The sequence below is a fragment of the Mesoterricola sp. MK458 genome, from assembly GCF_055384935.1.
Genome location: NZ_AP045075.1, coordinates 3641473 through 3666937, shown reverse-complemented (window position 1 = coordinate 3666937; position 25465 = coordinate 3641473). Strand labels below are relative to the sequence as shown.

22 protein-coding genes are annotated in these 25465 nt (G+C 69.9%); 9 read left to right on the top strand and 13 right to left on the bottom strand.

Features of this window, described 5'->3' with window-relative positions:
• Positions 1-8 precede the first annotated feature (8 nt).
• Positions 9-953: a class I SAM-dependent methyltransferase gene (locus ACZ5LB_RS16070; protein ID WP_464603215.1), complete on the top strand. Its 945-nt coding sequence runs from the start codon at positions 9-11 to the stop codon at positions 951-953.
• A gap of 84 nt (positions 954-1037) precedes the next feature.
• On the opposite strand, the gene ACZ5LB_RS16065 is transcribed toward ACZ5LB_RS16070, so the two are convergent.
• Positions 1038-1487: a single-stranded DNA-binding protein gene (locus ACZ5LB_RS16065; protein ID WP_464603214.1), complete on the bottom strand. Its 450-nt coding sequence runs from the start codon at positions 1485-1487 to the stop codon at positions 1038-1040.
• 189 nt (positions 1488-1676) lie between these two features.
• On the opposite strand from ACZ5LB_RS16065, the gene ACZ5LB_RS16060 reads away from it, so the two are divergent.
• The 3 genes from ACZ5LB_RS16060 to ACZ5LB_RS16050 are packed head-to-tail and all read left to right on the top strand — an operon-like array spanning position 1677 to position 6665.
• Positions 1677-2315, top strand: coding sequence for a gamma-glutamyl-gamma-aminobutyrate hydrolase family protein (locus tag ACZ5LB_RS16060; protein WP_464603213.1), 639 nt, complete (start codon positions 1677-1679; stop codon positions 2313-2315).
• A complete protein-coding gene (gene hrpB / locus ACZ5LB_RS16055; RefSeq protein ID WP_464603212.1) occupies positions 2312-4717 on the top strand; it encodes an ATP-dependent helicase HrpB in 2406 nt (801 codons plus the stop codon). Before ACZ5LB_RS16060 ends, hrpB begins: the two co-directional genes overlap by 4 nt.
• Positions 4718-4727: 10 nt before the next feature.
• Positions 4728-6665, top strand: coding sequence for a hypothetical protein (locus ACZ5LB_RS16050; protein ID WP_464603211.1), 1938 nt, complete (start codon positions 4728-4730; stop codon positions 6663-6665).
• A gap of 4 nt (positions 6666-6669) precedes the next feature.
• Here the strand turns inward: ACZ5LB_RS16050 and ACZ5LB_RS16045 are convergent, their stop codons facing one another.
• Complete coding sequence (locus ACZ5LB_RS16045) at positions 6670-8427, bottom strand: ABC transporter ATP-binding protein (protein WP_464603210.1); 1758 nt, start codon at positions 8425-8427, stop codon at positions 6670-6672.
• A gap of 44 nt (positions 8428-8471) precedes the next feature.
• Here ACZ5LB_RS16045 and ACZ5LB_RS16040 point away from each other — a divergent pair, with 44 nt between their 5' ends.
• Positions 8472-8942 (top strand): peroxiredoxin, encoded by a 471-nt coding sequence (locus tag ACZ5LB_RS16040; RefSeq protein ID WP_464603209.1) that lies wholly within the window; start codon positions 8472-8474, stop codon positions 8940-8942.
• On the opposite strand, the gene ACZ5LB_RS16035 is transcribed toward ACZ5LB_RS16040, so the two are convergent.
• On the bottom strand, positions 8929-9690 hold the full coding sequence (locus ACZ5LB_RS16035) for an enoyl-ACP reductase FabI (protein WP_464603208.1): 762 nt from the start codon (positions 9688-9690) through the stop codon (positions 8929-8931). The two genes, ACZ5LB_RS16040 and ACZ5LB_RS16035, sit on opposite strands and share 14 nt — an antisense overlap.
• 87 nt (positions 9691-9777) lie before the next feature.
• Between ACZ5LB_RS16035 and ACZ5LB_RS16030 the strand changes: the two genes are divergently transcribed.
• Positions 9778-10854 (top strand): tetratricopeptide repeat protein, encoded by a 1077-nt coding sequence (locus tag ACZ5LB_RS16030; RefSeq protein WP_464603207.1) that lies wholly within the window; start codon positions 9778-9780, stop codon positions 10852-10854.
• Between the two features lie 72 nt (positions 10855-10926).
• Positions 10927-11898 carry a lysylphosphatidylglycerol synthase domain-containing protein gene (locus tag ACZ5LB_RS16025; protein ID WP_464603206.1) on the top strand — a complete coding sequence of 324 codons (972 nt, stop codon included), beginning with the start codon at positions 10927-10929 and terminating at the stop codon, positions 11896-11898.
• On the opposite strand, the gene ACZ5LB_RS16020 is transcribed toward ACZ5LB_RS16025, so the two are convergent.
• Genes ACZ5LB_RS16020 through ACZ5LB_RS15995 form a run of 6 tightly spaced genes read right to left on the bottom strand, consistent with a single transcriptional unit; the run spans position 11783 to position 17900 of the window.
• Positions 11783-12559 carry a class I SAM-dependent methyltransferase gene (locus ACZ5LB_RS16020; protein WP_464603205.1) on the bottom strand — a complete coding sequence of 259 codons (777 nt, stop codon included), beginning with the start codon at positions 12557-12559 and terminating at the stop codon, positions 11783-11785. The genes ACZ5LB_RS16025 and ACZ5LB_RS16020 overlap by 116 nt on opposite strands.
• A gap of 20 nt (positions 12560-12579) precedes the next feature.
• The gene (locus tag ACZ5LB_RS16015; protein WP_464603204.1) at positions 12580-13734 is read right to left on the bottom strand and encodes a glycosyltransferase family 4 protein; all 1155 of its coding nucleotides are present in this window, start codon (positions 13732-13734) and stop codon (positions 12580-12582) included.
• Complete coding sequence (locus ACZ5LB_RS16010) at positions 13731-14417, bottom strand: class I SAM-dependent methyltransferase (protein ID WP_464603203.1); 687 nt, start codon at positions 14415-14417, stop codon at positions 13731-13733. Before ACZ5LB_RS16010 ends, ACZ5LB_RS16015 begins: the two co-directional genes overlap by 4 nt.
• Positions 14414-15391 (bottom strand): glycosyltransferase family 2 protein, encoded by a 978-nt coding sequence (locus ACZ5LB_RS16005; RefSeq protein WP_464603202.1) that lies wholly within the window; start codon positions 15389-15391, stop codon positions 14414-14416. Before ACZ5LB_RS16005 ends, ACZ5LB_RS16010 begins: the two co-directional genes overlap by 4 nt.
• A complete protein-coding gene (locus tag ACZ5LB_RS16000; RefSeq protein WP_464603201.1) occupies positions 15388-16188 on the bottom strand; it encodes a ChbG/HpnK family deacetylase in 801 nt (266 codons plus the stop codon). The genes ACZ5LB_RS16005 and ACZ5LB_RS16000 overlap by 4 nt, the downstream gene beginning before the upstream one ends.
• The gene (locus ACZ5LB_RS15995; RefSeq protein ID WP_464603200.1) at positions 16182-17900 is read right to left on the bottom strand and encodes a hypothetical protein; all 1719 of its coding nucleotides are present in this window, start codon (positions 17898-17900) and stop codon (positions 16182-16184) included. The genes ACZ5LB_RS16000 and ACZ5LB_RS15995 overlap by 7 nt, the downstream gene beginning before the upstream one ends.
• Before the next feature lie 352 nt (positions 17901-18252).
• On the opposite strand from ACZ5LB_RS15995, the gene ACZ5LB_RS15990 reads away from it, so the two are divergent.
• Complete coding sequence (locus ACZ5LB_RS15990) at positions 18253-18747, top strand: type II secretion system protein (protein ID WP_464603199.1); 495 nt, start codon at positions 18253-18255, stop codon at positions 18745-18747.
• Positions 18748-18881: 134 nt separating this feature from the next.
• Positions 18882-20804, top strand: a complete 1923-nt coding sequence (locus ACZ5LB_RS15985; protein WP_464603198.1) for a hypothetical protein — start codon at positions 18882-18884, stop codon at positions 20802-20804.
• Here the strand turns inward: ACZ5LB_RS15985 and ACZ5LB_RS15980 are convergent.
• Genes ACZ5LB_RS15980 through ACZ5LB_RS15965 form a run of 4 tightly spaced genes read right to left on the bottom strand, consistent with a single transcriptional unit; the run spans position 20728 to position 25399 of the window.
• Positions 20728-22656 carry a tetratricopeptide repeat protein gene (locus ACZ5LB_RS15980; RefSeq protein WP_464603197.1) on the bottom strand — a complete coding sequence of 643 codons (1929 nt, stop codon included), beginning with the start codon at positions 22654-22656 and terminating at the stop codon, positions 20728-20730. The genes ACZ5LB_RS15985 and ACZ5LB_RS15980 overlap by 77 nt on opposite strands.
• The gene (locus tag ACZ5LB_RS15975; protein ID WP_464603196.1) at positions 22653-23405 is read right to left on the bottom strand and encodes a glycosyltransferase family 2 protein; all 753 of its coding nucleotides are present in this window, start codon (positions 23403-23405) and stop codon (positions 22653-22655) included. The genes ACZ5LB_RS15980 and ACZ5LB_RS15975 overlap by 4 nt, the downstream gene beginning before the upstream one ends.
• 31 nt (positions 23406-23436) lie before the next feature.
• On the bottom strand, positions 23437-23868 hold the full coding sequence (locus tag ACZ5LB_RS15970; RefSeq protein ID WP_464603195.1) for a deoxycytidylate deaminase: 432 nt from the start codon (positions 23866-23868) through the stop codon (positions 23437-23439).
• Positions 23869-23887: 19 nt separating this feature from the next.
• Positions 23888-25399, bottom strand: a complete 1512-nt coding sequence (locus ACZ5LB_RS15965) for an Rne/Rng family ribonuclease (protein WP_464603194.1) — start codon at positions 25397-25399, stop codon at positions 23888-23890.
• Between the last annotated feature and the right edge of the window lie 66 nt (positions 25400-25465).

The following is a 25465-nucleotide window of genomic DNA, read 5'->3' as shown; positions in this document are numbered from 1 at the left end:
GGCAGCCCATGGCATGCCGATTCTGCGGGGGCGGCCCCCAGGCGCCCTGGAAGCCCGGTGAACCCGCCGTCGAGCGCTGCCTGGCCTGCGGGGGCGCCAGCCTGAGGACCCTTCCGGAAGCCGCCTCCCAGGCGGAGCTGTACCAGGAGACCTACTACGAGGAGACGTCCGGAGGCCGCTTCCTGGGCCTGGCGGAAAAGGTGGTGGTGGGCCTGAAAGCCTTCCGGTACCGGGCCATCGCCGCCAGGTCCCGGGGCACCGGGGCGATCCTGGACGTGGGGTGCGGTCGAGGGGACCTCCTCCAGCTGTTCAGGAACCACGGCTGGCGGGTGAAGGGCACGCAGGTTTCGCGCACCGCCGCCGAGGCCGCGCGGCGCCTGCGGGGCATCGACGTGGCCGTGGGCGAACTGCCCGCACTGGGCCTGGCCCACGGCTCCTTCGACGTGGTCACGTTCTTCCACGTTCTCGAACACCTGGAGGACCCGGGCGCCTACGTGGCCTGCGCCCGGGACCTTCTGGCCGACGGGGGCCTGCTGGTGGTGGAGGTCCCGAATTTCCGCACCCTGGGATTCCGGCTCCTGGGCCGGCGCAACCTCTGCTTCGACCACCCGCACCACCTGCACTTCCTAACCCCGGCCGCCCTCGCGGCCCTGGTTGAACGCTGCGGGTTCGCGGTGGAGGAACGCACCTACCACTCGGTGGAATATTCGGCATTCACCACCCTGCAGAACGCGCTCAACCTCCTCCCCGGCGAACCCAACCGGCTCTACCGCGCCCTGATGGGAAACCCCGCAGGCCTGGCCCTGCGACGGAGCCCCTGGACCTGGCTCCACGTGGCGCTGGGCGCCCTGCTGGGCCCCGCGGCCCTCCTTGCTTCGGCCGTGAGCCTGGTGCTGCCCACGGGGAACACCATCCGGTTCTATTGCCGCAAGCAGCCCCGGGCCTCCGCCTGAAGCCTCCAGAAATGGGAGTTCAAAAAAGCCCAGGCATCCCTGGGCTTTCCTGATCAATCCTTTTCAACGTAAGAACGACGAACCTCAGAACGGGATGTCGTCGTCGTAGGCCTGACCGCCACCCGACACCGGGGAGGGCGCGCCGGTGGGCTCGAATTCCTCGGCGCCGCCTCCGCCGGACGGACGACCGCCGCCCTCCTCGAGGCGGCCGAGCATCACGAAGTTGTCGCAGCGGATGTCGCAGGCGGTCTTCTTGACGCCCGCCTGATCGGTGTATTCGCGGTACTGGATGCGGCCCTCGATGAGGACCTGCTTGCCCTTGCGCAGGTACTTCTCGGCGATCTCCGCCTGCTTGCCCCACACGACGATGTTGTGCCACTCGGTCTTGGTCTGCTTCTCGCCCTGGGGGTTCTTCCAGGTTTCGGTGGTGGCCACCGAGAAGCGGGCCAGGGCCTGCCCGGAGGGGGTCATCTTGAGCTCGGGATCCCGGCCCAGGTTGCCGATCAGCATGACTTTGTTCAACGATCCGGACATGATCTTCCTCCTTGGAAATGGCGGAGCTCTCCGCCTCACCGAATGCCTCAGTCCGTCTGAGCTGGTGGTAGGGTGACAATGATGATACCGGGAGTTGACGTGTCAAGCGTTCTCATAACCTGCCGAGACAAGTCATCCGCCGACCGCCATTACGTTCCGGCGGTCCGGGCGGGGGGCTGGGAGGGGCGGGTGCACCTGGTTTCGCCCGGGGATCCGGTCCCCCCCCTGGAGGGCTTCCGGGGCCTGCTCCTCACCGGCGGGGACGACATCCACCCCGCCAATTGGGATTCCGGCGAGGCCGTGCACCCCGCGGCCGAGCCCGACCGGGAGCGGGACGCCCTGGAGATCCCCCTGGCCCGGCGGGCCTGGGACCTGGGCCTGCCCATCCTGGGCATCTGCCGGGGCGAGCAGCTGCTCAACGTGGCCCTGGGGGGCAGCCTCGTGCAGGACATCCCCGAACTCTACGACTGCGAGGCCGGGCGGCACAACCTGGGCTCCTCCCGCCTCCCGCCCCAACTGGCCCACTGGGTGATCGTGGATCCCGCCTCCCGGCTGCGCACCCTGGTGGGCGCCGAGGCGGTGGAGGTCAACAGCCGCCACCACCAGGCCGTGCGGCGCCTGGCCCCGGAGCTCAGGGCCGTGGCCTGGAACGGCACGGCCCGGGACGGGCATCCCCTGGTGGAAGGGATCGAGGCGGCCGATGCCTCCCGGTGGGTGGTGGCGGTGCAGTGGCATCCCGAGAACCTCGTGGCCATGGACCACCCCGCGGGGCGAAGCGCCCTGGGCATCTTCCGGGGCTTCCACCGGGCGCTCCAGGAGCGCGCTTGAGCCTGCCGGCCCTGCCCATCGATCCGTTCCTTCCGGCGATCCTGGAGGCGCTGCGGGACCGGGGCTGCCTGGTGCTGGGGGCCGAGCCCGGCGCGGGCAAGACCACCCGGGTGCCCCGGGCCCTCCTGGACGCGGGGATGCTCGACGCCGGCGAGTGCTGGGTGCTGGAGCCCCGCCGGCTGGCGGCGCGTCTCGCGGCGGCGCGGGTGGCGGCGGAGCTGGGGGAGCCCCTGGGCGGCGCCGTGGGGTACGCGGTGCGCTTCGAACAGAAGGTCTCCCGCGCCACCCGGGTGCGCTTCGTCACCGAGGGCCTGCTGCTCCGCAGGCTCCAGGACGACCCGGAGCTGCGCGGCATCTCCACCGTGCTCCTGGACGAGTTCCACGAACGCCACCTGCAGACGGACCTGGCCATCACCCTGCTGCGCCGGCTCCGCGCGGGCGCGCGCCCCGACCTGCGCCTGGCCGTCATGAGTGCCACCCTGGACCCCGGCCCCGTGGCGGCCTTCCTGGGGGCGCCGGTCCTGGCCTGCCCCGGCCGGCAGTGGCCCGTGGAGATCCAGCACCAGCAGCGGCCCGAGTCGGCCCCCCTGGAGGACCAGGTGGCCGCGGCCGTGGACGGCCTCTACCGCGGGGGCCTCCAGGGCCACACCCTGGTGTTCCTGCCCGGCGCCGCCGAGATCCGCCGCTGCCTGCGCAGCTGCGCGCGGACCGCCGAGACCCACGGCCTCCGGCTCCTGCCCCTGCACGGGAGCCTTCCCTTCGAGGCCCAGCAGGAGGCGGTGGCCCCCAGCGACCGCTTCAAGGTCATCCTCAGCACCAACGTGGCCGAGAGTTCCGTGACCCTGGAAGGCGTCGCGGCGGTGGTGGACTCGGGTCTGGGGCGGGAGGCCTTCCACTCCCCCTGGTCGGGCCTGCCGGGGCTCCGCACCACGCGCATCAGCCAGGCCCGGTGCGCCCAGCGCGCGGGACGGGCCGGGCGCACCGGGCCCGGACGTTCCCTGCGCCTCTTCTCCCTGGCGGAATTCAACGCGCGGCCCCCCTTCGACGCCGCGGAACTGCAGCGCACGGACCTGGCGGAGCCGCTCCTGGCCCTGGCCGACCTGGGCGTCGGACCGGAGCTGCCGTGGTTCGAGGCGCCCCCCGAAAAGGCCCTGGAGGCCGCCGGGAGGCTCCTGGCGAGCCTGGGGGCCCTGAAGGGGGACCGGATCACGGCCCTGGGCCGGCGCATGGCCAGGCTTCCGCTCCACCCGCGCCTGGCGCGGCTGGTGACCGCCGGCGAGGACCTGGGCATCCCCGGCCTCGCGCGGCTCGCGGCGGTGCTCCTGGAGACCGGGGATCTGGCCGCCCGCAAGGACCTGGGCCCCCGCGCCGCCCAGCCCGGCCACGCCCTGGATTCCGACCTCCTGGCCCGCATCGACCAGTACGTGGAACCAGCCGGCGCGGACCCCGCGGCCCTGCGCCAGGCGCGGCTGGCGTTCCGGGCCCTGGGCGGCGGGGCCCTGGAGGACGACGAGGAGGCCCTCCTGCGCGCCCTGGTCGCGGCCTACCCGGACCGCATCGCCCGGGTGGGCGGCAACGGCACCTGCACCCTGGTGGGCGGGGGCGGAGCGCGCCTGGCGCCGCAGTGCCGGGTGCGCCGGGCGGATTGGATCCTGGCCCTGGAGGCCGACGGCGTGGGCGGACAGGTCCAGGTGCAGACCGCCTCCCGCCTGGAACCCGACTGGCTCCTGGATGCGTTTCCCGAGGCCATCCACGAAACCGAGGAGCTGGCCTTCAACGGGGGCACGGGCCGCGTCGACCTCCATTCCCGCCTCTGGTTCGAGGACCTCCTCCTGGTGGAGAGCCGCCGTCCCGCGCCCCCCGGCCACCCCGGAGCGGCCCAGGTGCTGGCCCGGTCCGCCACGGGCGCGGCCCCCCTGGAGGCCCTCCTGCCCCGCCTCGCGTTCCTTTCGAGGCTGAGGCCCGACCTGGGCATCCCGGACGAGGCCGGCCTGCGCGAGGCGCTTCTCACCGGCGCCTGCGAAGGCCTGGCCAGCCTGAAGGAACTGGAGGCCGCGGACTGGCCCGGCGCCGTGCGCCGCACCCTGGGCGCCGAAACCGCGCGCCTCCTGGACTCATGGGCCCCCGAATGGATCCAGATCCCCCGCCGGCGCCTGCGCGTGAACTACGGCGAGGGCGCCCCCTGGGTGGCCTCCCGCCTCCAGGACTTCGTCGGCCTCAAGAAGGGTCCCGCCATCGGCGGAGGGGACGTGCCCCTGGTGCTCCACCTCCTGGCCCCCAACAACCGCGCCGTGCAGGTAACGACAGACCTGGCGGGGTTCTGGCAGCGGGTCTACAAGGAGATGAGGCCGGGCCTGTCACGGCGGTACCCCAAGCACCAGTGGCCGGAGGTTCCTGGTTAGACTGGATTCGATGCGAATCCCACGGCCCTGGTCCGCCCAGACGTCCGCCGCGAGCGAGGCCCGACGGGGCTGGGCCGGGCGGCTCCTTCTCATGGCGGCCGTGGCGCTGTTCGGGCTCTGGTTCTGGAACACCGTGCACAGCCCATCCTCGCCGGTGCTGCTTCCCGGATCCGGCGGGGAATGGATCCGGGAGAGCGCCCCCCTGAGGCTGACGGCGCGCTTCGACCCGCCCCGGCAGGTCATCTTCCGGCACACCGCCCTGGTGCCCCCCGGCGGGGGGACCCTGGAGGTGGGCGCCAGGGATGGGCTCAAGGTCTTCGTGGACCGCCTTCCCATCGTCCTCGACCCCCCGGGGCCTCCGGCACGGCGGGCCGACCGGATCATCCAATTACCACCCCGCGTGTCTCCGGGTTTCCATGAATTCGAGTTCCTGGTGGAGGCGACCCGCACCCATCCCCTGCTGCGGGTCCATGCCCCCGCGCTGGGGCTCGTCACGGACGCCTCCTGGGAAACCTCCCGGGACAGCCACGACTGGAGGCCCGCGGCGCTGGCCCGCGCCGTGACCCCACCCACCCTGGCCGGCGAATTCCCCTCGACCTTCCAGGCTCTTTCCGCCGCCGGTCCCTGGCTGCTGCTCGCCTTCGGCGCGGGGGCCGCGGGAACCCTCCTGATGGCCCGGCGCACCGCCCCCAGGGCCGCCCAGGTGCGCGTGGCCATCCTGGGACTCTGGGCTGCCCTGGCGGTGAACAACCTGATCCGGCTGCCTTATCACATCGGAATGGACGCCGCGAGCCACCTCGACTACGTGAAATACCTGGTGGAGCACCATCGCCTGCCCTTGGCCGTGGATGGTTGGCAGATGTTCCAGCCTCCGCTAGCCTACCTCCTCTCGGCCCCCCTCTACGCCCTCGCCCCGGCCATGAACGATGCCCAGGCCCTCGTGGTGTTGCGGGCGTTGCCCCTCCTCTGCGGCCTGCTCCAGGTGGAGGTCTGCTTCCGGGCCGTGCGGGCCGTGTTCCCGCACCGGGACGACCTGCAGATCGCCGGCACCCTCATCGGTGGGTTCCTCCCCATCAACGTCTTCATCTCGCAGGCCTTCGGCAACGAGCCCCTGGCCGGACTCCTGGGATCCATCGCCCTCCTCCTCGTCCTGGCCCGCCACCAGGCCCGCCGGCCCCTGCTGGATCCCGGTTTCGGCGCTGCCCTGGGCGCCCTGCTGGGCCTGACCCTCCTGGCAAAGGTCTCGGTCCTTCTGGTGATCCCCTTCATCCTTGCGTTCTGCCTCCTCCGGGAGGATGCGGGGGCCGGCCGCCGCCTCCGGTTCCTGGCGGCCACCGGGGGCGCCCTGGCCCTCGTCGCCGGCTGGTACTTCCTCCGGAACTGGGTGCACATGGGCCGTCCCTTCATCGGCGGCTGGGACCCGGCCCGGGGCTTCGCCTACTGGCAGGACCCCGGCTACATCACCTTCCATTCCCTGACCACCTTCGGCACCGCCCTGGTGCGGCCGATCTATGCCGGGGCCGCGGGATTCTGGGACGGCCTCTACTCCACCCTCTGGCTCGACGGCACCGTGGGGTCCATCGTCCAAAGGGCCATGTGCCCCCCCTGGAACTATTCCTTCGTCGTGGCCAGCGCCCTCACCGCCCTGGCCCCCTGCGCCGCCCTGGCCGCCGGCGCCGCGGCCCTCTGGAGGAAACCCGCCGGAGCCCTCTGCCTGGCCTGCCTGGCGGCCCTAGTCCTGGGGATCTTCCGCCTGTACGTCACGGAAGTGCCCAGCTACGCCACCCTCAAGGGCTCCTACCTCATGGGCCTCCTTCCCTGCTTCGCCATCCTGGGGGCCGCGGGCATGGACCGGCTGGCCGGGAAGCTCTGGACGCGGGCCGTGGGCAACGGCCTCCTGGCGGCCTGGGTCGTCTCGGTCTACGCGGGCTATTTCATCGTCAGGTGAGGGGTCAGGAGGCGGCCTCTCCCAGGATCTCCCGCTCCAGGCTCTGGAGGCGCTTGATGCGGCTGAAGTGGCCGGGCTCCTGGGCCAGTTCCTGGGCGGTGCCGCGCTGGACGGCGATGCCGTCCTCCAGCACCAGCACGTGGTCGCACAGTTCGGCCACGAAGACGCGGTGGGTGGCCAGCACCAGGGTGGTGTCCACCAGGAAGGCGCGCAGGTTCTCCAGGATCCGGCTCTCGGTTTCGGAATCCACGGCGCTCAGGGCGTCGTCGAGGAGCAGGAGGCGCGGCTTGCGCAGGAGGGCCCGGGCCAGGGCCGTGCGCTGGCGCTCGCCGCCCGAGAGGACAACGCCGCGCTCGCCCACCACGGTGTCCAGGCCCATGGGCAGGCGCCGGATGAGGTCGTCCAGGCAGACCACCCTGGCCACCTCCCACAGCTCCTCCTCGGAGGCGCCGGGGCGGCCCAGGGCGAGGTTCTCCCGCAGGGACAGGCTGAAGAGGAAGGCCTCCTGGGGCACCCAGCCGATGCCGGCCCAGTGCTCCCGCAGCAGGTCCCGGTCCAGGGGCCGGCCGTCGAGGGTCAAGGTGCCCTCCTGGATCTCCCTCAGGCCGGCCAGCACCTGCAGGAGGATGGTCTTGCCGGAACCGATGCCTCCCACCACGGCCAGGCGCGAACCGGGAGGCAGGTCCAGGTCGAGGGGGCCGATGCCCCGGCCCGATTCGAAGCGGTGGGCGGCGCCCCGCAGCTCCAGGGCCGCGGGGCCCGGAAGAAGGGTCAGGGGCGCGTGCTCCGGCAGGAAGGCGCCGGGATCCCGCAGCACCTGGTCGATGCGCTCCTGGCCGGCCCTGCCCCGCTGGAAGAGGTTGGCGGACCAGCCCAGGCTCATGATGGGCCAGGCCAGGGTGGCCAGGTAGCCCGTGAACGCGGTGAGGTCGCCCAGGGTCAGGGCGCCGCGCAGCACCAGGGCGCCGCCGTAGGCCACCAGCACCAGGGCCGCGAGGCCCGCGGTGAAGGCCGAAAGGGGCATGTAGGCGCCGAACAGGATGGTCTGGGTGATGCTCATGCGGGCCTGGGTGCGGCTGAGCTCCTCGAACTCGGCCACGCGCAGATCCTCCAGCCCGAAGGCCTGGACCACCTTCTCGCCGGAGATGGTCTCGTGGCTGAAGGTGTTGAGCTGGGAGGTGACCACCTGGATCTTCTGCTGGATGCGGTGGCTCCATTTCCCGATGAGGTAGAAGCCCGCGGCCAGGAGCGTGAAGGGCATGATCACCGCCATGGCTAGGCGCGGACTGGCGTGGAGCATGAGGAAGAGGGTCATGGGCAGGAGGCTGGCGGTCTGCAGGAGGCTCATGAGGCCCGGGCCCGTGGCCATGCGGACGGTGTTCACGTCGTCGCCCATGCGGCTCATGAGGTCCCCGATCCGGCTCTGCTCGTAGAAGGAGAAGGGCCGCGCCAGGAGGGAGTCGTAGAGCTCCTCCCGCTGGCGCTTCTCCACCTCCCGGCTCAGGCCGATCAGGGTGTTGCGCATGAGGTAGCGCCCCAGGCCCGCGAAGAGGGTGAATCCCAGCATCCAGAGGAGGTCCCTGCGGCTGGCGTTCCACTGGCGCAGCTCCAGAGCGTGCACGGCCCGGCCCGACCAGAAGGGGACCCAGGCCGCGGCCAGGCTGCACAGCACCGAGGCCGACAGGCCCAGGAACAGGATCCTGCGGTGGGGGGCCACCAGCTTCCACCACCAGGGGGCGCGTCCGGTCAAAGTCGATCCCACGATTCCTCCATCAACCAGTGTACTCTGCCCAGCGTGGAGGCCCCATGATCCAGACCGGCAATCCCCTGCCCCCCTTCTCCCTCGAGGACGACCGAGGCGCCACGGTCACCCCGGCCACCCTCGCGGGGCGCTGGACAGTGATCTACGCCTACCCCAAGGACGCCACCCCCGGCTGCACCACCGAGGCCTGCGACTTCCGCGACAACTGGGCCCGGGTCCAGGCCGCCGGCGCCCAGGTGTACGGCATCTCCCGGGACTCCGTGGCCTCCCACCAGAAGTTCGTGGCCAAGCAGGCCCTGCCCTTCCCGCTCCTGGCGGACCCCGACAAGACCCTCCTGGCCCCGCTGGGGGCCTTCGGCCGGAAGGTGATGTACGGCAAGGAGATGGAAGGGATCATCCGCTCCACGTTCCTGGTGGATCCCACGGGCGTCGTGCGCCACGTGTGGCCGAAGGTCAGCGTGAAGGGGCATGTGGAGGCCGTGCTCGCCAAGCTGGCCGAACTCAGTCGCCCATGATGGAGAAGCCGCCGTCCACGTAGAGCACCTGGCCCGTGATGCCCCGGGCCATGTCGCTCAGCATGAAGACCGAGGCGTCGGCCACCTCCTCCTGGGTGGTGTCCCTGCGCAGCGGCGCGCGGCCGCGGTGGTGGCGCTGCATGCCGCCGAAGCCCGAGATGCCGGAGGCGGCGAGGGTCTTGATGGGACCGGCGGAGATGGCGTTCACCCGGATGCCCTGGGGCCCCAGGTCCGCGGCCAGGTAGCGCACGCTGGCCTCCAGGGAGGCCTTGGCGACGCCCATGACGTTGTAGTTGGGCACCACCCGGGTCCCGCCCAGGTAGGACAGGGCCACCACCGACCCGCCCTCGGACATGAGGGGCAGGGCGCTCTGGCAGAGGGCGGCCAGGGAATAGGCGCTGATGTCGTGGGCGATGCGGAAGTCCTCCCGGGAGGTGGCGACGAACTGGCCCTCCAGGGCGGCCCGGGGGGCGTAGGCCACGGCGTGCACCAGGAAGTCCAGGTGGCCCCAGACCCGCTTGAGCAGCTCAAAGGTCAGCAGGATCTGCTTGTCGGAGGTGACGTCCATGGGGATGAGGATCGGGTCCTGCCCCTCGGTGAGCTCCCGCACGTTCTTGGCGAGCCGGTCGTTCTGGTAGGTGTAGGCCAGCTCGGCCCCTTCGGCGTGCAGCTTCTGGGCGATGCCCCAGGCGATGGACCACTTGTTGGCGACCCCAACGACAAGACCGCGTTTGCCCTTCATCATCATCGGGAACCTCCTGGCAACTTTTGCGACAACCTCTCAAAATAACCCAAACGCGCTCACCGTTCCATCCTGGCCGCCTATACTCCAACCATGCTACTCCGACCGGCCCTGCTCCTCCTGACCTCCCTCACCCTGGCCGCGGGCTACAACCCCAGGCCCGACCTGGACGCGGGCCGCTACCTGAAGGCCCTGGCGGAGGCCGACGCCCACCTCCGGGACGAGCCGCGCAACGCCCTGGCCCTGGCGGCACGCTCCCAGGCCCTGACGGCCATGGTGCGCCTGCCCGAGGCCCTGGCGGCGGCCACCCGGGCCGTGGAGGCCCAGCCGGCCCTGGCCGATGCGCTCCTGGCCCGGGCCCTGGCGCGGGCCGGCACCGCCGTGCGCCAGAAGAACCTGGGCAGCCTCCGGGGCGTCTCGGGAGCCATGGACGACCTCCGGTCCGCGGTGAAGGCCGATCCCGGCCTGGTGGCGGCCTGGATGGCCCTGGGGCTGGGCTACGAGCAGCTCCCCGGCATTCTCGGCGGTTCCACCCGCAAGGCCCTGGACTGCGCGAACGCCCTCAAGCGCGTGGACCCCGGCAAGGGCCTCGCGCTGCAGGGCACCGTGCTCTCCATGGAGGGGCGCTGGCCCGAGGCCCAGGGGGCCTTCGGCTCCGCCCTGGCCGTAGCCCCCCGGGACCCCGAGGTCATCTACGCGTACCTGGACGCCCTGGGCAGCCGGGAGACCCGGAAGGGCCTGGGCGAGGCCGAACAGAAAAGGCGCCTGGCCCAGGAGGCCCGGCGGCTGCTGCCCGCCGCCCGGGGCAACGCCCGCGCCCTGGGCTCGGTGTGCGACGCGCTCATCGACGCCGACCTGGGCGAGGAGGCCTGGGCCGCGGCCTTCGGCTCCCTCCAGGACGCCGACGCTCCCAGCCTCATCCGGCTCCAGCTGGGCAAGATCGCGGCCCGGAGCGGCGTGCACCGGGACCAGGGGCTCGCCGCCCTGGACCAGGTGCTGAAGGAGCCCCTGGAGGGCGGCTCCGGCGGCTACGGCACGGCCCACTGGAGGCGCGGGCAGATCCTCAAGGCCCTGGGCCGCATCCCCGAGGCCAAGGCCGCGGCCCGGGCCGCGCTGGCGCTGGATCCCAAGGACAGCAAGGCCTCGCGGCTGCTGGAGGAGTTGTCCTGAGCTTTGCCGCTTCCCTCCCGGAGCCGGCTGCGCTTCACTGAAGAGGAGTGCCTTCCCGGTCGGAGCGTGCGCGTGAAATCGACACAGACATCGCTGTTCCGCCCCACCCCCAGGGCCTGGGCCTTCTGGTTGGGCAAGGCCCTCTTCAGCGGCCTCCTGTGCTGGCTGGCCCTGCGGAACGTCACCCTGGCCTCGATCCGGGACGCCCTCGCCACGGCGAACCTGCCCTGGGCCTCCCTCAGCATCCTGACGTTCATGGTGGGCCTGATGATTTTCGAGCCGCTGCGCCTGGCGGTGGCGGGCCGGCTGCCCATGGAAACCCAGCCGACCCTCGTTCGGTGGTTCACCGTTTCCCTGGAAAGCAGGGCCTTTTTCTACCTCCTCCCGGCGGGGATCGGGCAGGAGGGGTACCTCTGGTGGAAGTTGCGCCGGCAGGGCTGGAGCCATGGCAGCTGTGCCTTCCTGGTCCTGGTGGTCCGCATGACCGGATTGGTGTTCTGGATTTTCGCCCTGGTCTGGGCCCTGCGCGCTCCGGTCTTCCGGGGCGCCAGTTCCAGCCTTCTGCCCGGCGCCTTGGCTTCGCCCCAGCTCTGGTTCGCCGGCGCAAGCCTCCTGGGGGTGGCCACCCTGGCTCTGCCCTGGGTGTCGGCGCGGCTCGGCAAGGTCCAGCCAAGGCCCTTCTCACCGTGGCCCTGGGTCGGGCTCGCCCTGGCATCGGCCGGAACCCTTCTGGTTTGTATGCTTTCCTTCCGGTTTGGCGCCAAGGCCTTTTCCATTCCCATGCCCCTCGACCAGGCCGCCGGCTGCCTGGGCCTGCTCTTCATGGCCATGGCCCTGCCGGTGAGCCTGGCTGGCCTGGGACTGCAGGAGGGGATCCTCCTCCTGGTGGGCAAAGGCCTCGGCATTCCGCCCGGCCCGATGCTGGGCTTCAGCTGCCTTCTGCACCTGCAGCGCCTGGCGCCGGCGCTCCTGGGCCTGGTGGTGCTGTGCCTTCCGGATCTCCAGGGCGCCCATCCTTCACGGCCAGGACAAACGCCTTCGTGAAGAGCGGCCCCCAGGCATTCCGGTCGAACCATCCGACGGGCCGGAGCAGGAACGCCGGAAGGAAGCGGTACACCAGGCTCGGCAGGGCCAGGACCCGGGTGGTCTTCTGGACCCTCAACCCTTGGGACCGCAGCATCTCTCCGACCTTGGCCTCGGAATAGCAGAAAAGGCGGCCGCCCAGCTTCCGGTCGATTGCCGGAAGAATCCCGCGGGGCGTCCAGAGGAGGGTGTCGAAAACGAAAAGTCCGCCGGGCTTGAGGATCCGCGCAACCTCGGCGAAGTAGGCGGGGGCCTGCTCCACGTGGAAAAGGAACCGGAGGCTGCAGACCGCCTGGAAGGAGCCGCTTTCGAATTGGGTGGCGAATGCGTCGGTCTCCACCGCCTGGAAGGCGGGAGCGGCGAGCCTGGCATGCCTGAGCATGGCCGGCGAGGCATCCGCCCCCACGACGGAGGTGAACCCGGCTGAAGCCAAGGCACGGAGCAACCTGCCCGTGCCGCACGGCATGTCCAGGACCCGGGCGCCGCGGTCCAGGGGTCCCAGCAGGTCCAGAAGGGCCGCCTTCTCCCGGGCATCGACGTACTGCCCCCCGGGCGAACCGAACCGCCAGGAATCGTAGTTCTCCACCACCTCCTGCTGCTGGTAATACGTTCGCTTGTCCACAGGCTCCTCGGCTGGCGTCGTCAATAGGGGCGGCGGCAGAGCCGCTGGTAGGTCTGGATCAGGAGATCCACGCGCGCCTCGGCATCCGGCAGGTCCAGGAGGCTTGAAGGCATGGGGCGGTTCCGGCGCCGGGGCAGGTGGCGGATGACCCGGGCCAGGGCCGCCGGATCCCGCGGCGGCACCCAATCCAGGCCGGGACCCTCCGCGGGAAGAAGCGTCTCCAGGTAGGGCAGGCGCGAAACCACGAGCGGACAATGGGCCTGGTCCGCCTCCAGGATGAGGCTGGGGTACAGGGTCGTGGAGGCCAGACTCCTGTAGGGAAGGACGAGGGCGTCGATCGCCCTGAGCATGCGCTGCACGGGCACGAGCCCCGTCAGGAAGACCCGGCTCCGGGCGGACGCCTCCAGGGCCTGGACCCGTGCCCGGATCCGGTTCGCATCCCCATCGGACGAAAGCGCGATGACGAGGGCGAGGTCCGGGCGTCCCGGGTGGGCCTGCGCGAACGCTTCGATCAGGTCCTCGAGCCCCTTGACCCGGTGGGCATGCCCGATGAAGGCCAGAACGGTCGCCGACTCCCCGAACGGGTGCAGGGGCTCCGGGGACTCGGGCTCCGGCTCCGGCTCCGGCTCCGCAAAGTTCCCGATGGCCGTCACATCCTCGAAGCCGTGCCGCCTCAACCACGCTGCGTAGGGAGGGGCGGTGACCAGGTGGGCCAGCCGGAACCTGCGCGCCCAGACCACCCAGAACCCGTGATTGAGAATGAGGCGAGGGAGCATGAAGGCCGGGTCGTCCCGGAGATCCTTGCGGTGCTCGGCGTCGAAGGAGGTGGGGAGCCCTTCGGACTGCACCAGCACCCGGGACCGCCTCGTGGGGATGAAGAGCGCCAGGAACGAGAAGGCGGGCGTCGGCAGGACGAGATGCACGAAGCGATCCTCCTGCGCCGGCAGCGTCCTGAGCATTCGCCAGATGGACCGGAGGCGGCGCCAAAAGGGCCAGCGGACGAATGCGTCCAGGTCGGCCTTGCCGGGGGAACCGACCCCTTCGGGAAGGGCGAAATCCACCTGCATTCCCCGCGCCCTGAGGCGGGAGGCAAGGCTGGTCAGGCTGGTGACCTGCCCTCCCATGCGAAGGTTGAGGACGCAGAGGGTCAGGTGGGGCCCGGGGGAACCGGTCATGGCCGGGAAACGGCCGGCTTTCGGGCCACCAGGAGGACATGGGGAATGGGATGGAAGCGCTCCCGGTGCAGGTGGCGAACGACCACGACGCCTCCCAGGGCTTCCAGGGCCTCCCGGAGGGCGTCCGCCGACATGTAGGTGAATTTCTGCCCGGCGGAGAACGACATCTGGAACACCCCGCAGACCAGCCCCGAAAGTGCGCGGGACAGGGCCGCCTTCCAGCGCACGTCCCCGTCGATGGCCTTGAGGACCAGGAGGCCCGAAGGCTCCAGAACGCGGTACATCTCCGCGAGGAGGGTCAACTGGTCGCCGGGCGCGAAGCCGCTCAGGGTGTCCACGAGGAGGGCGGTGGTAAAGGAACCGTCGGGCGTGCCGGAAAGATAGGTGAATGCATCCTGCAGCACGAGTTCCACGTGGGGCTGGCCGGCGAAGCGCTGGCGCGCGCCGAGGATTTTCCGCTCGTCGATATCGACGCCCACCACCCGGGTGGACCGCGCCACCAGGCGCTTGAGCACGAGCCCTTCCCCGCATCCCACTTCCAGCACGCGGCCCTGGGCGGGGACCACCTCCGCCACCCGGTCAAGGGGAACGATGAGGTCCCGGAGTCCCCGCTGGAGGCCGCCGAGAAGGGCGGCCATTCCGCCCGCGCGGAGCCCCGTGCGAATGGGGGCGGGGCCGGTCATGGCCGGCCCTCCCCGGGCCCCGCGTCCGGATCCAGGGAGCCGCTCCGGCGCCGGACCAGGTAAAGCGGCCTTCCCTTCACCTCTTCGAAAATCTTGGCCAGGTAGAGGCCGATCACCCCGAGAACCGTGAGGGTCATGCCGCCCAGGAGCAGCACGGAAACCATCACGCTGGACCATCCGGGCAGGGTCCTGTTGGTGAAGGTGTGGGCGAAAATGATGTAGACGAGGTACACGAGGGAGACCAGGGAGACGCCAAGTCCCAGCAGTATCACGACCCTCAGGGGAAAGGTGGTCATCGAGACCAGCCCATCCCCCGCCAGGTTGACCATCCTCTTGAGGTCGAACTTCGTGGTGCCCGAGAACCGGGCGTCGGGGACGTAATGGATCCCCACCTGCCGGTACCCGATCCATGTGGTAAGGCCCCGGAGGAAGCGGGTGCGCTCGGGCAGCGTGGTCAAGGCCACAAGCGGGGCCCGGTCCAGGAGGCGGAAATCCGCGGCGCCGCGCGGGACGGGGCGTTCGGATACGAGGTCCAGGCACCAGTAGAACAGCGAAGCCGTCATCCGCTTCAGGGGCCCCGTGCGCACCTCGTCGTTGCGAATCGTATAGACCACGTCGTGGCCGCACTCCCACAGCCGCACCAGCTCGGGAATCATCCGCGGCGGGTGCTGCAGGTCGGAATCCATGGTGATCACGGCATCGGCGCCGCAGGACATGGCTTCCTGCATCCCCGCCGAAAGCCCGGCCTGGTGGCCGAAATTGCGGGACAGGTGCAGGACTCCCACCCGGGGGCGGGTGCGGCTCATTTCGTCCAGCAGGGCCGTCGTTTCGTCATCCGAGCCATCGTTGACCAGCAGGATGGGGAACTCGTGCTGCAAGGGGGCCACGGCCTCCTCGATGCGATCGAGGAGTTCGACGATGTTGCCCTTTTCGTTGAAGACCGGGGCAACGATGAAGACCCTTTTACGTTTCATTCGCTGAGCGCCTCATTCATGGCCCTGCGGATATCTCCGGAAGCAAGCTGATCCCACTCAGTCTGCCATTGATATCCCCAATGCGGATAACCCGCATTGAGCGCGGCGCTGCCAAAACCGGGATGGACGACCAGTTCCACCTGTTCCCCCCGGGCCAGGGCCGGCCTGGCGCGCCGGGCGGCCCTCGCCGCGGCCTCGGCCGTCATGCGGCCCGCGGATTCGATCCCCACCGGGCGGACCCCACGGCATCGGTCCAGGGGCCAGCCCTTCAGCGACAGGGTGGAAACCGCGTCGACCAGCACCTGCTTGGCCGGCCCGGGCAGGATCCTCGAGATGGCCCGCACCTCAAGCCCCCGGGCCTCGAAGACCTGCCGGAGGGCGCGCCACAGCACCGGGAAAAGGTGCACGTGCTGGTGGCTGTTCACGAACGCCACGGGCACCCCCAGATCCAGAAGCCGGTCGATCTGCAGGGCTCCTTCCCGGGCCAGGGGTTCGGCCAGGGACGGATGGAGCGCCAGGACGCCCAGCAAGGACCGGTAGCTGCCGGGGAATCGCCCCCCGGTAAGAAGGGGAGCCAGGGCCGGATCCTGGCCCAGGGGGGCCTCCTCCACGAAGACGAGGTGGGCCCCCAGGGTGACCCCCGGCGCCTGGAGCCGGGTCCAGGATCCCAGCAGGGCCCCCGCATGGGGCATCAGGCTCACCGCATCCACCTGCCCGGCCGCGGCCAGGGCCTCGATGCCCGCGTTCACGCCCGGATCGAGGCCATAATCGTCGGCGGTGATCCGGATCCTCACCATAGGCCGTCTTCGTAGAGGCTCGATTCCGGGGATATCAGATACGGAAGGTTCGCACCCCCCAGGGCTTCGAGCTTGGGCATGAGGAAATACACCAGACTGGGCGCCTCCACCAGGTCGATTTCGTGGCTGCCGGAGGCCAGCGGAAAGGCCTCCCCGGCGGCCCGGAGGTGCCCGTCCACCCGGCAGGGACCCCCTGCGACCTGGAACATCTGGTCCCGGCCCACCTGGAGAACCTGCTTCACCCGCGTCCCATCCACCCCGGCGGCCAGGACGGCCAGATCCGGGGCCACCTGGTAGTACCGCTGGGAGAGCCAGCCGCGGTCCGCCTGGTTCAGCCATCCGGGGATCCGGTAGCTGGCGATGATGACCTCCGGCACGGCCTTGCGGAGTTGGCCCTGCAGGTCGATCCGCCCGGCGTTGTAGAGCGGCATGGAGATCGCCGAAAGGCGCCAGTTGTAGATCGAGGGGCGGAAGAGCCCGATGCCTTCCAGGGCGAACACGTGCGTATCGGGGCGGGTGGAGGCGAGCGCAGCGGCGAGGACCCGCTGATGGCCGTTCGTGGCGCGGGTGGCCAGGCGATGGAGAAGGGGCCCGTGCAGGGCCGGCATGGCCGCCAGCAGCCCCACCGCCGCGGCGAACCGCCACCCCCTGGGCTTGATGAATCCCAGTGCATGAATGCAGCCAGCCCCCACGAAGGGCGCGGCGATGGGCACCAGGATCACGAAGTTGTACGAATAGAAGGCCGGGTTGAGGGCGACGAAGAGGACGCCGGTGGCCAGGACCCCCAGTACCACCAGGAGGGTTTCCCGGCCCCTTTCCCCGCGCCAGGAAAAGCACCCCGCAATGCCCAGGACCCCCAACGCGCAGAGCAGCGGGTCATGGGCAAGGAAATGGGAGAAGGCCTGGCCCTTGATGGATCCATCCTGGCCCGACTGATGGGCGATCTGGCCCAGGAGGCGGTTCCCCTCGATGAAATAGGGAAGGGTGTGCGTCAGGGCCAGGTAGCCTGCGAACAGCGCGGCGATGGCGAGGCAACCCCCGGCCACCCGCCCGAGTGTGGACAGGTAGCCCCTCCAGTCGAACGGGGTTCCCTCGCCGGACCACCCGCTCCGGGCAAGGAGCAGGGCCACGCCCGGCAGCAGGATTACCGCCTTGATCCGCAGCACGAGGGCGATCCCCAGGACGCACCCCACGACCCAATGGCGCCACCGGCCCGGGCCGGAACCGGCCGCGAGCCAGAGCAGGGCGAGCCAGAGGACGCAGGAAAGCAGGTCCGGCCGGATATCCAGGCACCGCTCCAGGAAGGCCCAGGACGCCATGGAGGCCACGGCCGCGAAGGGCGCGGCGGGCCCCGGAAAGCACCTGGATGCAAGGGCGGCCGCCAGGACCGGCACCAGGGCCGCGAGGAGGACGAGCACGGCGCGCACGCCGAACGCGACGCCGAGGGTAGGCCCGAAATAATTGAAAAAGGGTCGGATGAGGTCCGGAAGCACGTGATAGCTCTGGATCCCGAAATCCCGCGGGGCGACCTGCCCCAGGTGCTGCAGCCAGGCTGTATAGAGGATCTGATAATCGTCGTTCACGAAATAGCGTCCCGGCACCGCCAGGGCCTCGCACAGGACCATCAGCCCGATCAGCAGCGCCGCCACGGCCCAGAGCACCCGCATCGAACGGGGTTCGCCCAAGTCGTGGCCGGAAAGCTTCGGAATCATTAATAACACCTGTGCGAAGGGGGAACCCGAGGCCGGGATCGGGCTTCCGGGACCGGTGCCTCCGGCCCGCTCGCCTTCCCTGGGGCGGGGCGAGGTCCCACCGTCCCACCGGCCCCCCGTTTCAAGCGACGTTCGGGGCCATGCCAGCCCCGAAAAAAGGTGACGTCCCGCGTCAACGAGGCCGACGCCCTGCGGCAAGCCCGCTGGCCGAAAAGGCCATCAAACATTTTTTTTTCACCACTTCCTAATAGCATCCACAGAGATTATCCTGGTAGCCGAAACCAAGTCCACCCCTCCCCATGATGGCATTGGAGTTGCTTCCATAGGGGTCCATCTCACCGAAGGAGATCTCATGAAGAAACAGTCCGGCTTCACGCTCATCGAGTTGCTCCTGGTGCTTGCCATCATTGGCATCATCAGCGCGATCGCCATCCCGGCTCTGCTCAGCCAGCGCGCCCGTGCCCGTGACAAGACGGCCATCTCCAACATGGAAGGCCGCGTCGGCGATCTCATCGGCCAGTACGACAAGTTCCGGGAGCAGGGCCTGTCCTCCACCGACATCGTCACCAGCCTCCAGAACTACATCAAGCAGACCGGTGGCAGCGACAAGAACCCCTGGGACGGCACCGCTCCGGCCTTCGCGACGGACATGCAGACCCTCGCCATGGACACCACCCAGTCCCTCGCCATCGCCGCCCTCAAGGGCGTCGCTCCCACCACCGGCCAGGCGGCCTTCCGCATCCAGTTCCCCACCTCCGCCAACCCCGGCTGGCTCGGTGGCGTCGTCACCATCAATGGCCTGATCCAGGCGTCCAACCACGTCGCCAAGGTTTCCGCCATCGAGTAGCATTCATCTTGTTCAAAAACGCCAAGAGGGGGTCCTTGACTCCCTCTTGGCATGTCTAGGGGAGTTTTGGAATGGCGGGTAGGCTGGGCAGATGGGCGGCACCCTTGCTGGCAGGGGCCCTTTGGGCCCTGGGGTTGGCGCTGGTATTCCTTCTCCGCCTGAAGACCGCGGAAGCGGGCCTCAGCGTGCTCCTGGTCACGGGGTTCGGCGCCGCCCCGATCCGGAACTTTGCCGCGGGCTTCGCGTTCACCTTGCTGATTCCCTTCTACATGCTCGCCGGCATGATCCTGTGGGGTTTCACCCTGGCCCTTGCTTCCGCGTTCCGGCCCCGGTTCTCCCACGACTGGTCGGCCCGGGAGGGGTTCCTCCTCACCCTTTCGGCCCTCCTGGGGGTTCACCTGCTGCTTTGGTGGCAGGTCCCCACCACCCTCTGGCTCCTGCCGGGGCTGAGGGCCCTTCCCTTCTTCCTGTTGTTCCCCCTGCTGCTCGCTTTGACCCTGGTGTTCCCGGTTCTCTGGATCCGCCGGCAGGCCCTGGGCTGGCTGCGCGGCGCCCTCCTGGCGGGGGCCTGGTTCGCCGCCTGGTCCATCCTTCCCCTGGCCCCCGCCCACCTTCCGAGGCTTCTCACCCAGGCCAAAGGCGGCAGCGACCCCGCCAAGGTCCTCATCGTCGGCCTGGACGGCCTGCGGGGCGACGTGGGCCAGGAGGCCACCGCCACCTGGAAGGGCACCGCCTATCCCCGCGCCTACACGGTGATCCCCGCCACGCGCCTGCTCTGGCACATCCTCTGGGGCGGCGACCCGCTCATGTACACCATCGGCCACGCTCCGCCCACCCTGGACGAACTGGTCGGCAAGACGCCCCTGCCCATCATCGACCAGGCCCATGCGAAGGGCTGGAAACCCCGCTTCTACATCGACGATGGGGGCACCATCGGCCTCGCCGGCAAGGTCGCCAACTTCGACGACGTCCTCATGCCCGCGGCAGGCTGGGAGAATTTCGTGAACTCCAACATGAGCGCCAGCTTCCCGCTGTTCGCCGCGTGGGAGAACTGGGGCCGGGCCTTCCCGACCACCAATCCCTGGGCGCCCCTGGACGCCGGACTGAAGGAGGCCCTGCGCCTGGGGCGCGGTTCCAAGCTCGTGATGTTCCACTCCTGCCTGGCCCACGTGCCCATCTTCCTGGACCGGGAGGAGCTCAAGGAGATCCCCCGGTGGTGGACCCTGGCGCCGGGCACCCTGGAGCCCTACTACGCGCGCCAGCAGGTGACCCCTGCGCGGGTGGCCACCTACGACACCCGCAGGGACCCCTTCCTTTCCTACACCATCCGCATGAAGTCCATCCTCCGGGCCTGGGAGCCCATCTGGAACGGCCTGGACCAGGACCCGCAGTACCGGGGCGCCACCCGCGTGCTGTTCTCCGATCACGGGGAGCGCTTCCACCACGTGACCGACAAGGTCCGCCTCAGCGGCGTTCACGGCTATAACCTGGACCCCTGGGAGGCCCGGATCATGCTCAAGGTGGACGGGCCGGGCTTCGAGGCCAAGCCCGGGGCTCCGCCGGTGCAAGCCACCATCAGCGTCCTGTCCATCCGGGACGGCGTGGCCGCGGCCCTGGCCAGCGACGGCGGCCTGGACCGCCAGGCCCTGGAACGGGCCTACCCACGCGCGCCCATGCGCTACCAGACCATGAGCATGGACCTGTTCACGGCGGATCCGCCGGGGCTCTTCCGGGAAATGACCGTGTCGAGCCTGGTGGGCCGCACCGCCATCGGCAAGGGCGGCATCTGGTTCGTGGCGGACGATTCCCCCGCCGATACCCGGGCGGAGGAAGTGACCGTGGCCTGGGGCGAAGGCGAGAAGATGACGGTGATCAAGCCCCTCAAGGGCGGGGGCGCCCTCCGGTACGAGTATGACGGCCTCGCCCTCAAGGCCGCGACCCGCATTCCGGAGTCCGACTACGCCACGGCCAAGGCCGAGATCAAGGCCGCCCTTGCAGGCTCAGGAGCCTTCGCCGCGCCTCCGCGTTCCCAGGCTGCAGTTCCACCACCCTCCTGAACGCCGCCTCCGCTCCCCGGCGATCCCCCATCCGTTCCAGCTCCAGGCCCAGGTGGAACTGCGGGAGGGGCTGGCGGGGGTTCACGGCCACGCAGCGGCGGAGCACCTCCAGGGCCTCCCTGCCGCGCCCCAGGGCCGAAAGGGAGATGGCCAGGTTCAGCCCGGCCGCCTGATCCCTGGGATCCGCCCTCCAGGCGGCCGCAAAGAAGCCCGCGCCTTCCCCTTCCCGGCCCAGCTGGCGCAGGATGAAACCCAGGGCCATGCGCGCCTCCTGGGAAACCTGCACCGGGCCCCGGGAATCGGGATCCTGGAGACGGCGGACCTGCTCCAGGTCGATGAGCTGCCCGTAGAAGGGGATGGCTTCCTCCAGCCGGTCCAGTTCGAGGAGGGTCCGGGCCACCGCCTTCAGGGCGCTGGTGTCCCCGGGCCGGGCCCGCAGCGCCGCCTGGAACGGAACGAGGGACGCCTCCTTCCGCCCCGCGGCGTTCAGGGCGAGGCCCATCCCGAAGTTGGCCTGGTAGGACGCGGGGTCCAGGTCCAAGGCCGATCGGTAGACGTGAATGGACTCGTCCAGGCGCTTTTCCATGAAAAGGCCCAGGCCCAGATTGTTCACCGCCACCAGGTTGCCCACCGGGGCGACCTGGAGGGCCCGGCGCCAGAGGGTGATGTTGTCGTGCCAGTAGGCCGTCTGGGCGCGGGCCTGCACCGTCAGGAGGCCCACGGCCAAGACCGGCACCGCCGTCCGGGCCGCGGCCGGGATCCGGAGGACCCGGGCCACGCTGCGGCCACCCCACGCCAGGATGATGAAGGCGCCGATGTACGGCACGTAGGTGTACCGGTCCGCCAGGGCCTGGGAGCCCACCTGGATGATTCCGATGACGGGAAGGATGGCGACGAGGTACCAGAGCCAGCCCACAAGCAGCCACGGCGCCCGGTCCCGGAACCGGATGGCCAGCACCGTGACGAGAACCACCGCGGCCACGCACAGGGCGGTGGTCCACGGCTGGACGGCCTCGGGGCGGAACGGATAGAAGGGCCCCAGGTTGACCGGCCAGACCAGCATGCCCAGGTAGCGCACGGAGCTCATCGCGGCGTTGCCCAGGCGGATGCCCAGGGCCACCCGATCCTGGATGGCCATGGCGCCGCCCGCGCGTTGCACCGCCATCGTCACCACGCCGCTGAGCAGCGCCAGGGCGAACATCGGCGCCTTCTCCCGAACCAGGAGCCGGAAGGCGCCCCAGGAGGTGAACCGCCCCAGGGGCCAATAGTCCAGCAGGAGCATCAGCAGGGGAAGGGTGACCAGCATCGGTTTCGCCATGAGACCCAGGGCATAGAGGCCCAGGACCAGGGCCTGGCGCCAGGGGGAGGGTCGCAGGATCCGGGCCTGGTGGGCCATCAAGGTCAGCAGGGCGAGGCAGGTGCTGAGGACGTCCTTGCGCTCGGCCACCCAGGCCACGCTCTCCACGTGGGCCGGGTGCACCAGGAAGAGCGCCGCCACCAGGAGGCTGGGCCCGAATTCCCGGGTCTGGACGTACAGGATCCGGAAGAGCAGGGCCCCGTTGGCGAGATGCAGGGCCACATTGACCAGGTGATGCCTGCCGGCGTCCAGGCCGAACAGGCTCACGTCGGCCATGTGGGAAAGCCAGGTGACGGGATGCCAGTTGGAGATGGTGCCGGTGGTGAAGGCCCAGCGCACGTTGCTCCAGGTCAGGCCCGCGAGCGTGTGGGGGTTGTCGAAGATGTAGGTGGGGTCGTCAAAATTGGTGAACTGGAAATGCCGGACCTGGCCGAAGACGATCCAGGCCAGGACGGCCAGGCCCAGGTACGCCCATGGCTGGAGCCGGCCTCTCACCGCGCGGCCGGGAACAGGGGCGATTTCACGAGGCCCAGCCTGGCCAGCCGGAACGTGAGGGCCGTGGCCAGGCAGCCGAACCCGTACCGGACACTGCGCCGGAAGTTGATCGAGGAGGCCTCGACGAAGTATTTGGCCGGGCAGGTGACTTCGGCGATGGTGAAGCCGTGCCAGATGATCTGCGCGAGCATCTGGTTGTCGAAGACGAAGTCCTCGCTGTCCGGTTCCAGGTCGAGCGTCTCGAGCACCTCCCGCGAGAAGGCGCGGTAGCCGGTGTGGTACTCGGAGAGCTTGGCCCCCATGAGGACGTTGCTGAACAGGGTGAGGAACCGGTTGGCCACGTACTTCCAGCCCGGCATCCCCTGGCCCATGGCGCGCCCGCCCAGGATGCGGGAGCCCAGGGCGCAGGGGTAGAGCCCGTTGGCGATGATCGAGGCCATGGCCGGCAGGAGCAGGGGCGTGTACTGGTAGTCCGGGTGGATCATCACCACGATGTCCGCCCCCTGCTCCAGGGCCAGCCGGTAGCAGGATTTCTGGTTGCCCCCGTACCCCCGGTTCCGTTCGTGCACATGGACAATGGTGTCGGGCAAGGTCCGGGCGAGCGCGGCGGTGTCGTCGGTGCTGCAATCGTCCACCAGGATCACCTGGTCCACGATTCCCTGGTCCATCACCTCCTCGTGGGTCCGCAGGAGGGTCTTTGCGGCATTGTATGCGGGCATCACGACGACAAGCTTCTTGCCTCTGATCATTGGGCCATCCTAGCGATGAACCAGGATAACCCTAGTCGAGCTCCCGGTGCTCCCAGGCCACGCCGAAGTGGGCGAGGATGCCCTCCCGCTCCACCCGCTCCTGCTCGGCGATGCTGGCGTAGGGCCGCAGGAACACCACGCGGCGCACCCCCCGGCGCACCAAGGCGCGGGTGCAGGTGAGGCACGGCTCGTCGGTGACGTAGGCGGTGTGCACGGCGCCGTCGCAGAAACCCAGGGCGTTCTCCTCGGCGTGGCTGGTGTGCAGGCAGCGCATGCCGGGGCCGCAGGTCTCGGGGGTGCAGTGGGGCATTCCGGGCAGGGCGCCGTTGTACCCCCCCGAGGCCAGGCCCCCGTCGGCGCGCAGAAGGACGCAGCCCACCTTCAGGCGGCAGCAGGTGCCCAGGCGGCTGAGTTCCAGGGCCATGCGGAGGAACACCTCGTCCTTGAGTTCGGATCGGCTCATGCGCTGACTCCTGGGGTCCCTAGCGGCCCTGGACCACTTCGATGTCAATCTGATGCACGGGGCCGTCGCTCCGTTCCTGCCACAGGATGTGGGCCCCCAGGGCCCGGGCCAGCTGGTTGACGCCCTCGCGGGTGTCGGGCTGGAGGGCGTTCTTGAGCTCGGCGTGCAGGGTGAGCCTCAGCTGGGCGCCCCGGAGCCGCTCCCCCTGGCGGGCCATCTCCCGGTAGACGCCCAGCACCACGGTCTCGGCGCTGGGCCTGCGCCCGGAGCCCTCGCAGTGGGGACAGGCGCTGGTGAGGAGCCGCTCCAGGCTCGGTCCGGTGCGCTTGCGGGTCATCTCCACCAGGCCGAAGTCGCTGATCTCCACGGCCCGGGCGTGGTTCCGGTCCCGCTCCAGCTCCTCCTGCATGCGCTTCATGACGGCCTCGCGGTGGGCGGGGTCCATCATGTCGATGAAGTCGATGACCACGATGCCGCCCAGGTTGCGCAGGCGGAGCTGGCGCACGATCTCGGGGATGGCCTCCATGTTGGTGAGGAAGACCGTCTCCTCGAGGTCCTTCTTGCCCACGAACTTGCCGGTGTTCACGTCGACGCTGACGAGGGCCTCGGTCTGGTTGATGACGATGCTGCCGCCGTGGCGCAGGAAGACCTTGGGCTGGCGCGCGGCGTCGATCTCCTTCTCGATGGCGAAGGCCTCGAAGATGGGCAGGTCCGAGGTGAAATGCTTGACCCGGCCCACCCACTCCGGGTGCAGGCGGCTCACGAAGTCCACCACCTCGCGGTAGGTGTCGTCGCGGTCCACCCAGAAGCTGGCCACCTCCTCCCGGAAGAGGTCCCGGAGCACCTTCTGGAGCAGGCGGAAGTCCTTCCACACCAGGCTGGGCGCCTGGAGGTGCTGGCAACTGCCCTGGAGGTCGTTCCACAGCTCCCGCAGGTAGGCCACGTCGCTCACCAGGTCCTCGTCCTTCTCGCCGATGGCCGCGGTGCGGACGATGAAGCCCTCTCCGGGCTGCGCGTGGCTCTTGATGAGGGCGCGCAGGCGCTCCCGCTCGGCGGGATTGGTGATCTTGCGGGAGATGCCCACGTGCTCGATGCCCGGCATCAGCACCAGGAACCGCCCGGGGAAGCTGATGTGGCGGGAGAGCCGGGGCCCCTTGCTGCCGATGGGGTCCTTCACCACCTGCACGAGGATCTCCTCGCCCTCCTTCACGGGGGGCAGGGTCACGGGCAGGGCGGGGAACTCCAGGGGGCCTTCGCCCCCCTCCTCCTCCTCGGCCACCTCCTCCGAGGGCAGGCGGTGGGTCTCGGGCTCGTCCAGGTACAGGAACCCGTCCTTGGCCCCGCCGATGGCCACGAAGGCGCTCTGCATGCCCTGCAGGAGCTTGGCCACGCGGCCCTTGTACACGTCCCCCACCTGGCTGACCTGGGTGGTGCGCTCGATGAAGAGTTCGCACAACTGGCCGTTCTCAAGAAGGGCTATTCGCATCTCCAGCGGGGTCGCATTGACCACGAGGGACCGTCGGACTTCCATGGCTGTTACCTCTCAAGAAGTCGGCGGAAGCGCGTCGCGCGATTCCCCAGGCGCTCCCGGTCCTTC

Bases quoted from the DNA above. Each gene is read 5' to 3' on its own strand.
- ACZ5LB_RS15995 (WP_464603200.1), bottom strand. From the start codon at position 17,900: ATGATTCCGAAGCTTTCCGGCCACGACTTGGGCGAACCCCGTTCGATG.
- ACZ5LB_RS16030 (WP_464603207.1), top strand. From the start codon at position 9,778: ATGCTACTCCGACCGGCCCTGCTCCTCCTGACCTCCCTCACCCTGGCC.
- ACZ5LB_RS16015 (WP_464603204.1), bottom strand. From the start codon at position 13,734: ATGACCGGTTCCCCCGGGCCCCACCTGACCCTCTGCGTCCTCAACCTT.
- ACZ5LB_RS16050 (WP_464603211.1), top strand. From the start codon at position 4,728: ATGCGAATCCCACGGCCCTGGTCCGCCCAGACGTCCGCCGCGAGCGAG.
- ACZ5LB_RS15990 (WP_464603199.1), top strand. From the start codon at position 18,253: ATGAAGAAACAGTCCGGCTTCACGCTCATCGAGTTGCTCCTGGTGCTT.
- ACZ5LB_RS15975 (WP_464603196.1), bottom strand. From the start codon at position 23,405: ATGATCAGAGGCAAGAAGCTTGTCGTCGTGATGCCCGCATACAATGCC.
- ACZ5LB_RS16070 (WP_464603215.1), top strand. From the start codon at position 9: ATGGCATGCCGATTCTGCGGGGGCGGCCCCCAGGCGCCCTGGAAGCCC.
- ACZ5LB_RS16035 (WP_464603208.1), bottom strand. From the start codon at position 9,690: ATGATGATGAAGGGCAAACGCGGTCTTGTCGTTGGGGTCGCCAACAAG.
- ACZ5LB_RS16040 (WP_464603209.1), top strand. From the start codon at position 8,472: ATGATCCAGACCGGCAATCCCCTGCCCCCCTTCTCCCTCGAGGACGAC.
- ACZ5LB_RS16000 (WP_464603201.1), bottom strand. From the start codon at position 16,188: ATGGTGAGGATCCGGATCACCGCCGACGATTATGGCCTCGATCCGGGC.
- ACZ5LB_RS16005 (WP_464603202.1), bottom strand. From the start codon at position 15,391: ATGAAACGTAAAAGGGTCTTCATCGTTGCCCCGGTCTTCAACGAAAAG.
- ACZ5LB_RS16010 (WP_464603203.1), bottom strand. From the start codon at position 14,417: ATGACCGGCCCCGCCCCCATTCGCACGGGGCTCCGCGCGGGCGGAATG.
- ACZ5LB_RS15965 (WP_464603194.1), bottom strand. From the start codon at position 25,399: ATGGAAGTCCGACGGTCCCTCGTGGTCAATGCGACCCCGCTGGAGATG.
- ACZ5LB_RS16065 (WP_464603214.1), bottom strand. From the start codon at position 1,487: ATGTCCGGATCGTTGAACAAAGTCATGCTGATCGGCAACCTGGGCCGG.
- ACZ5LB_RS15970 (WP_464603195.1), bottom strand. From the start codon at position 23,868: ATGAGCCGATCCGAACTCAAGGACGAGGTGTTCCTCCGCATGGCCCTG.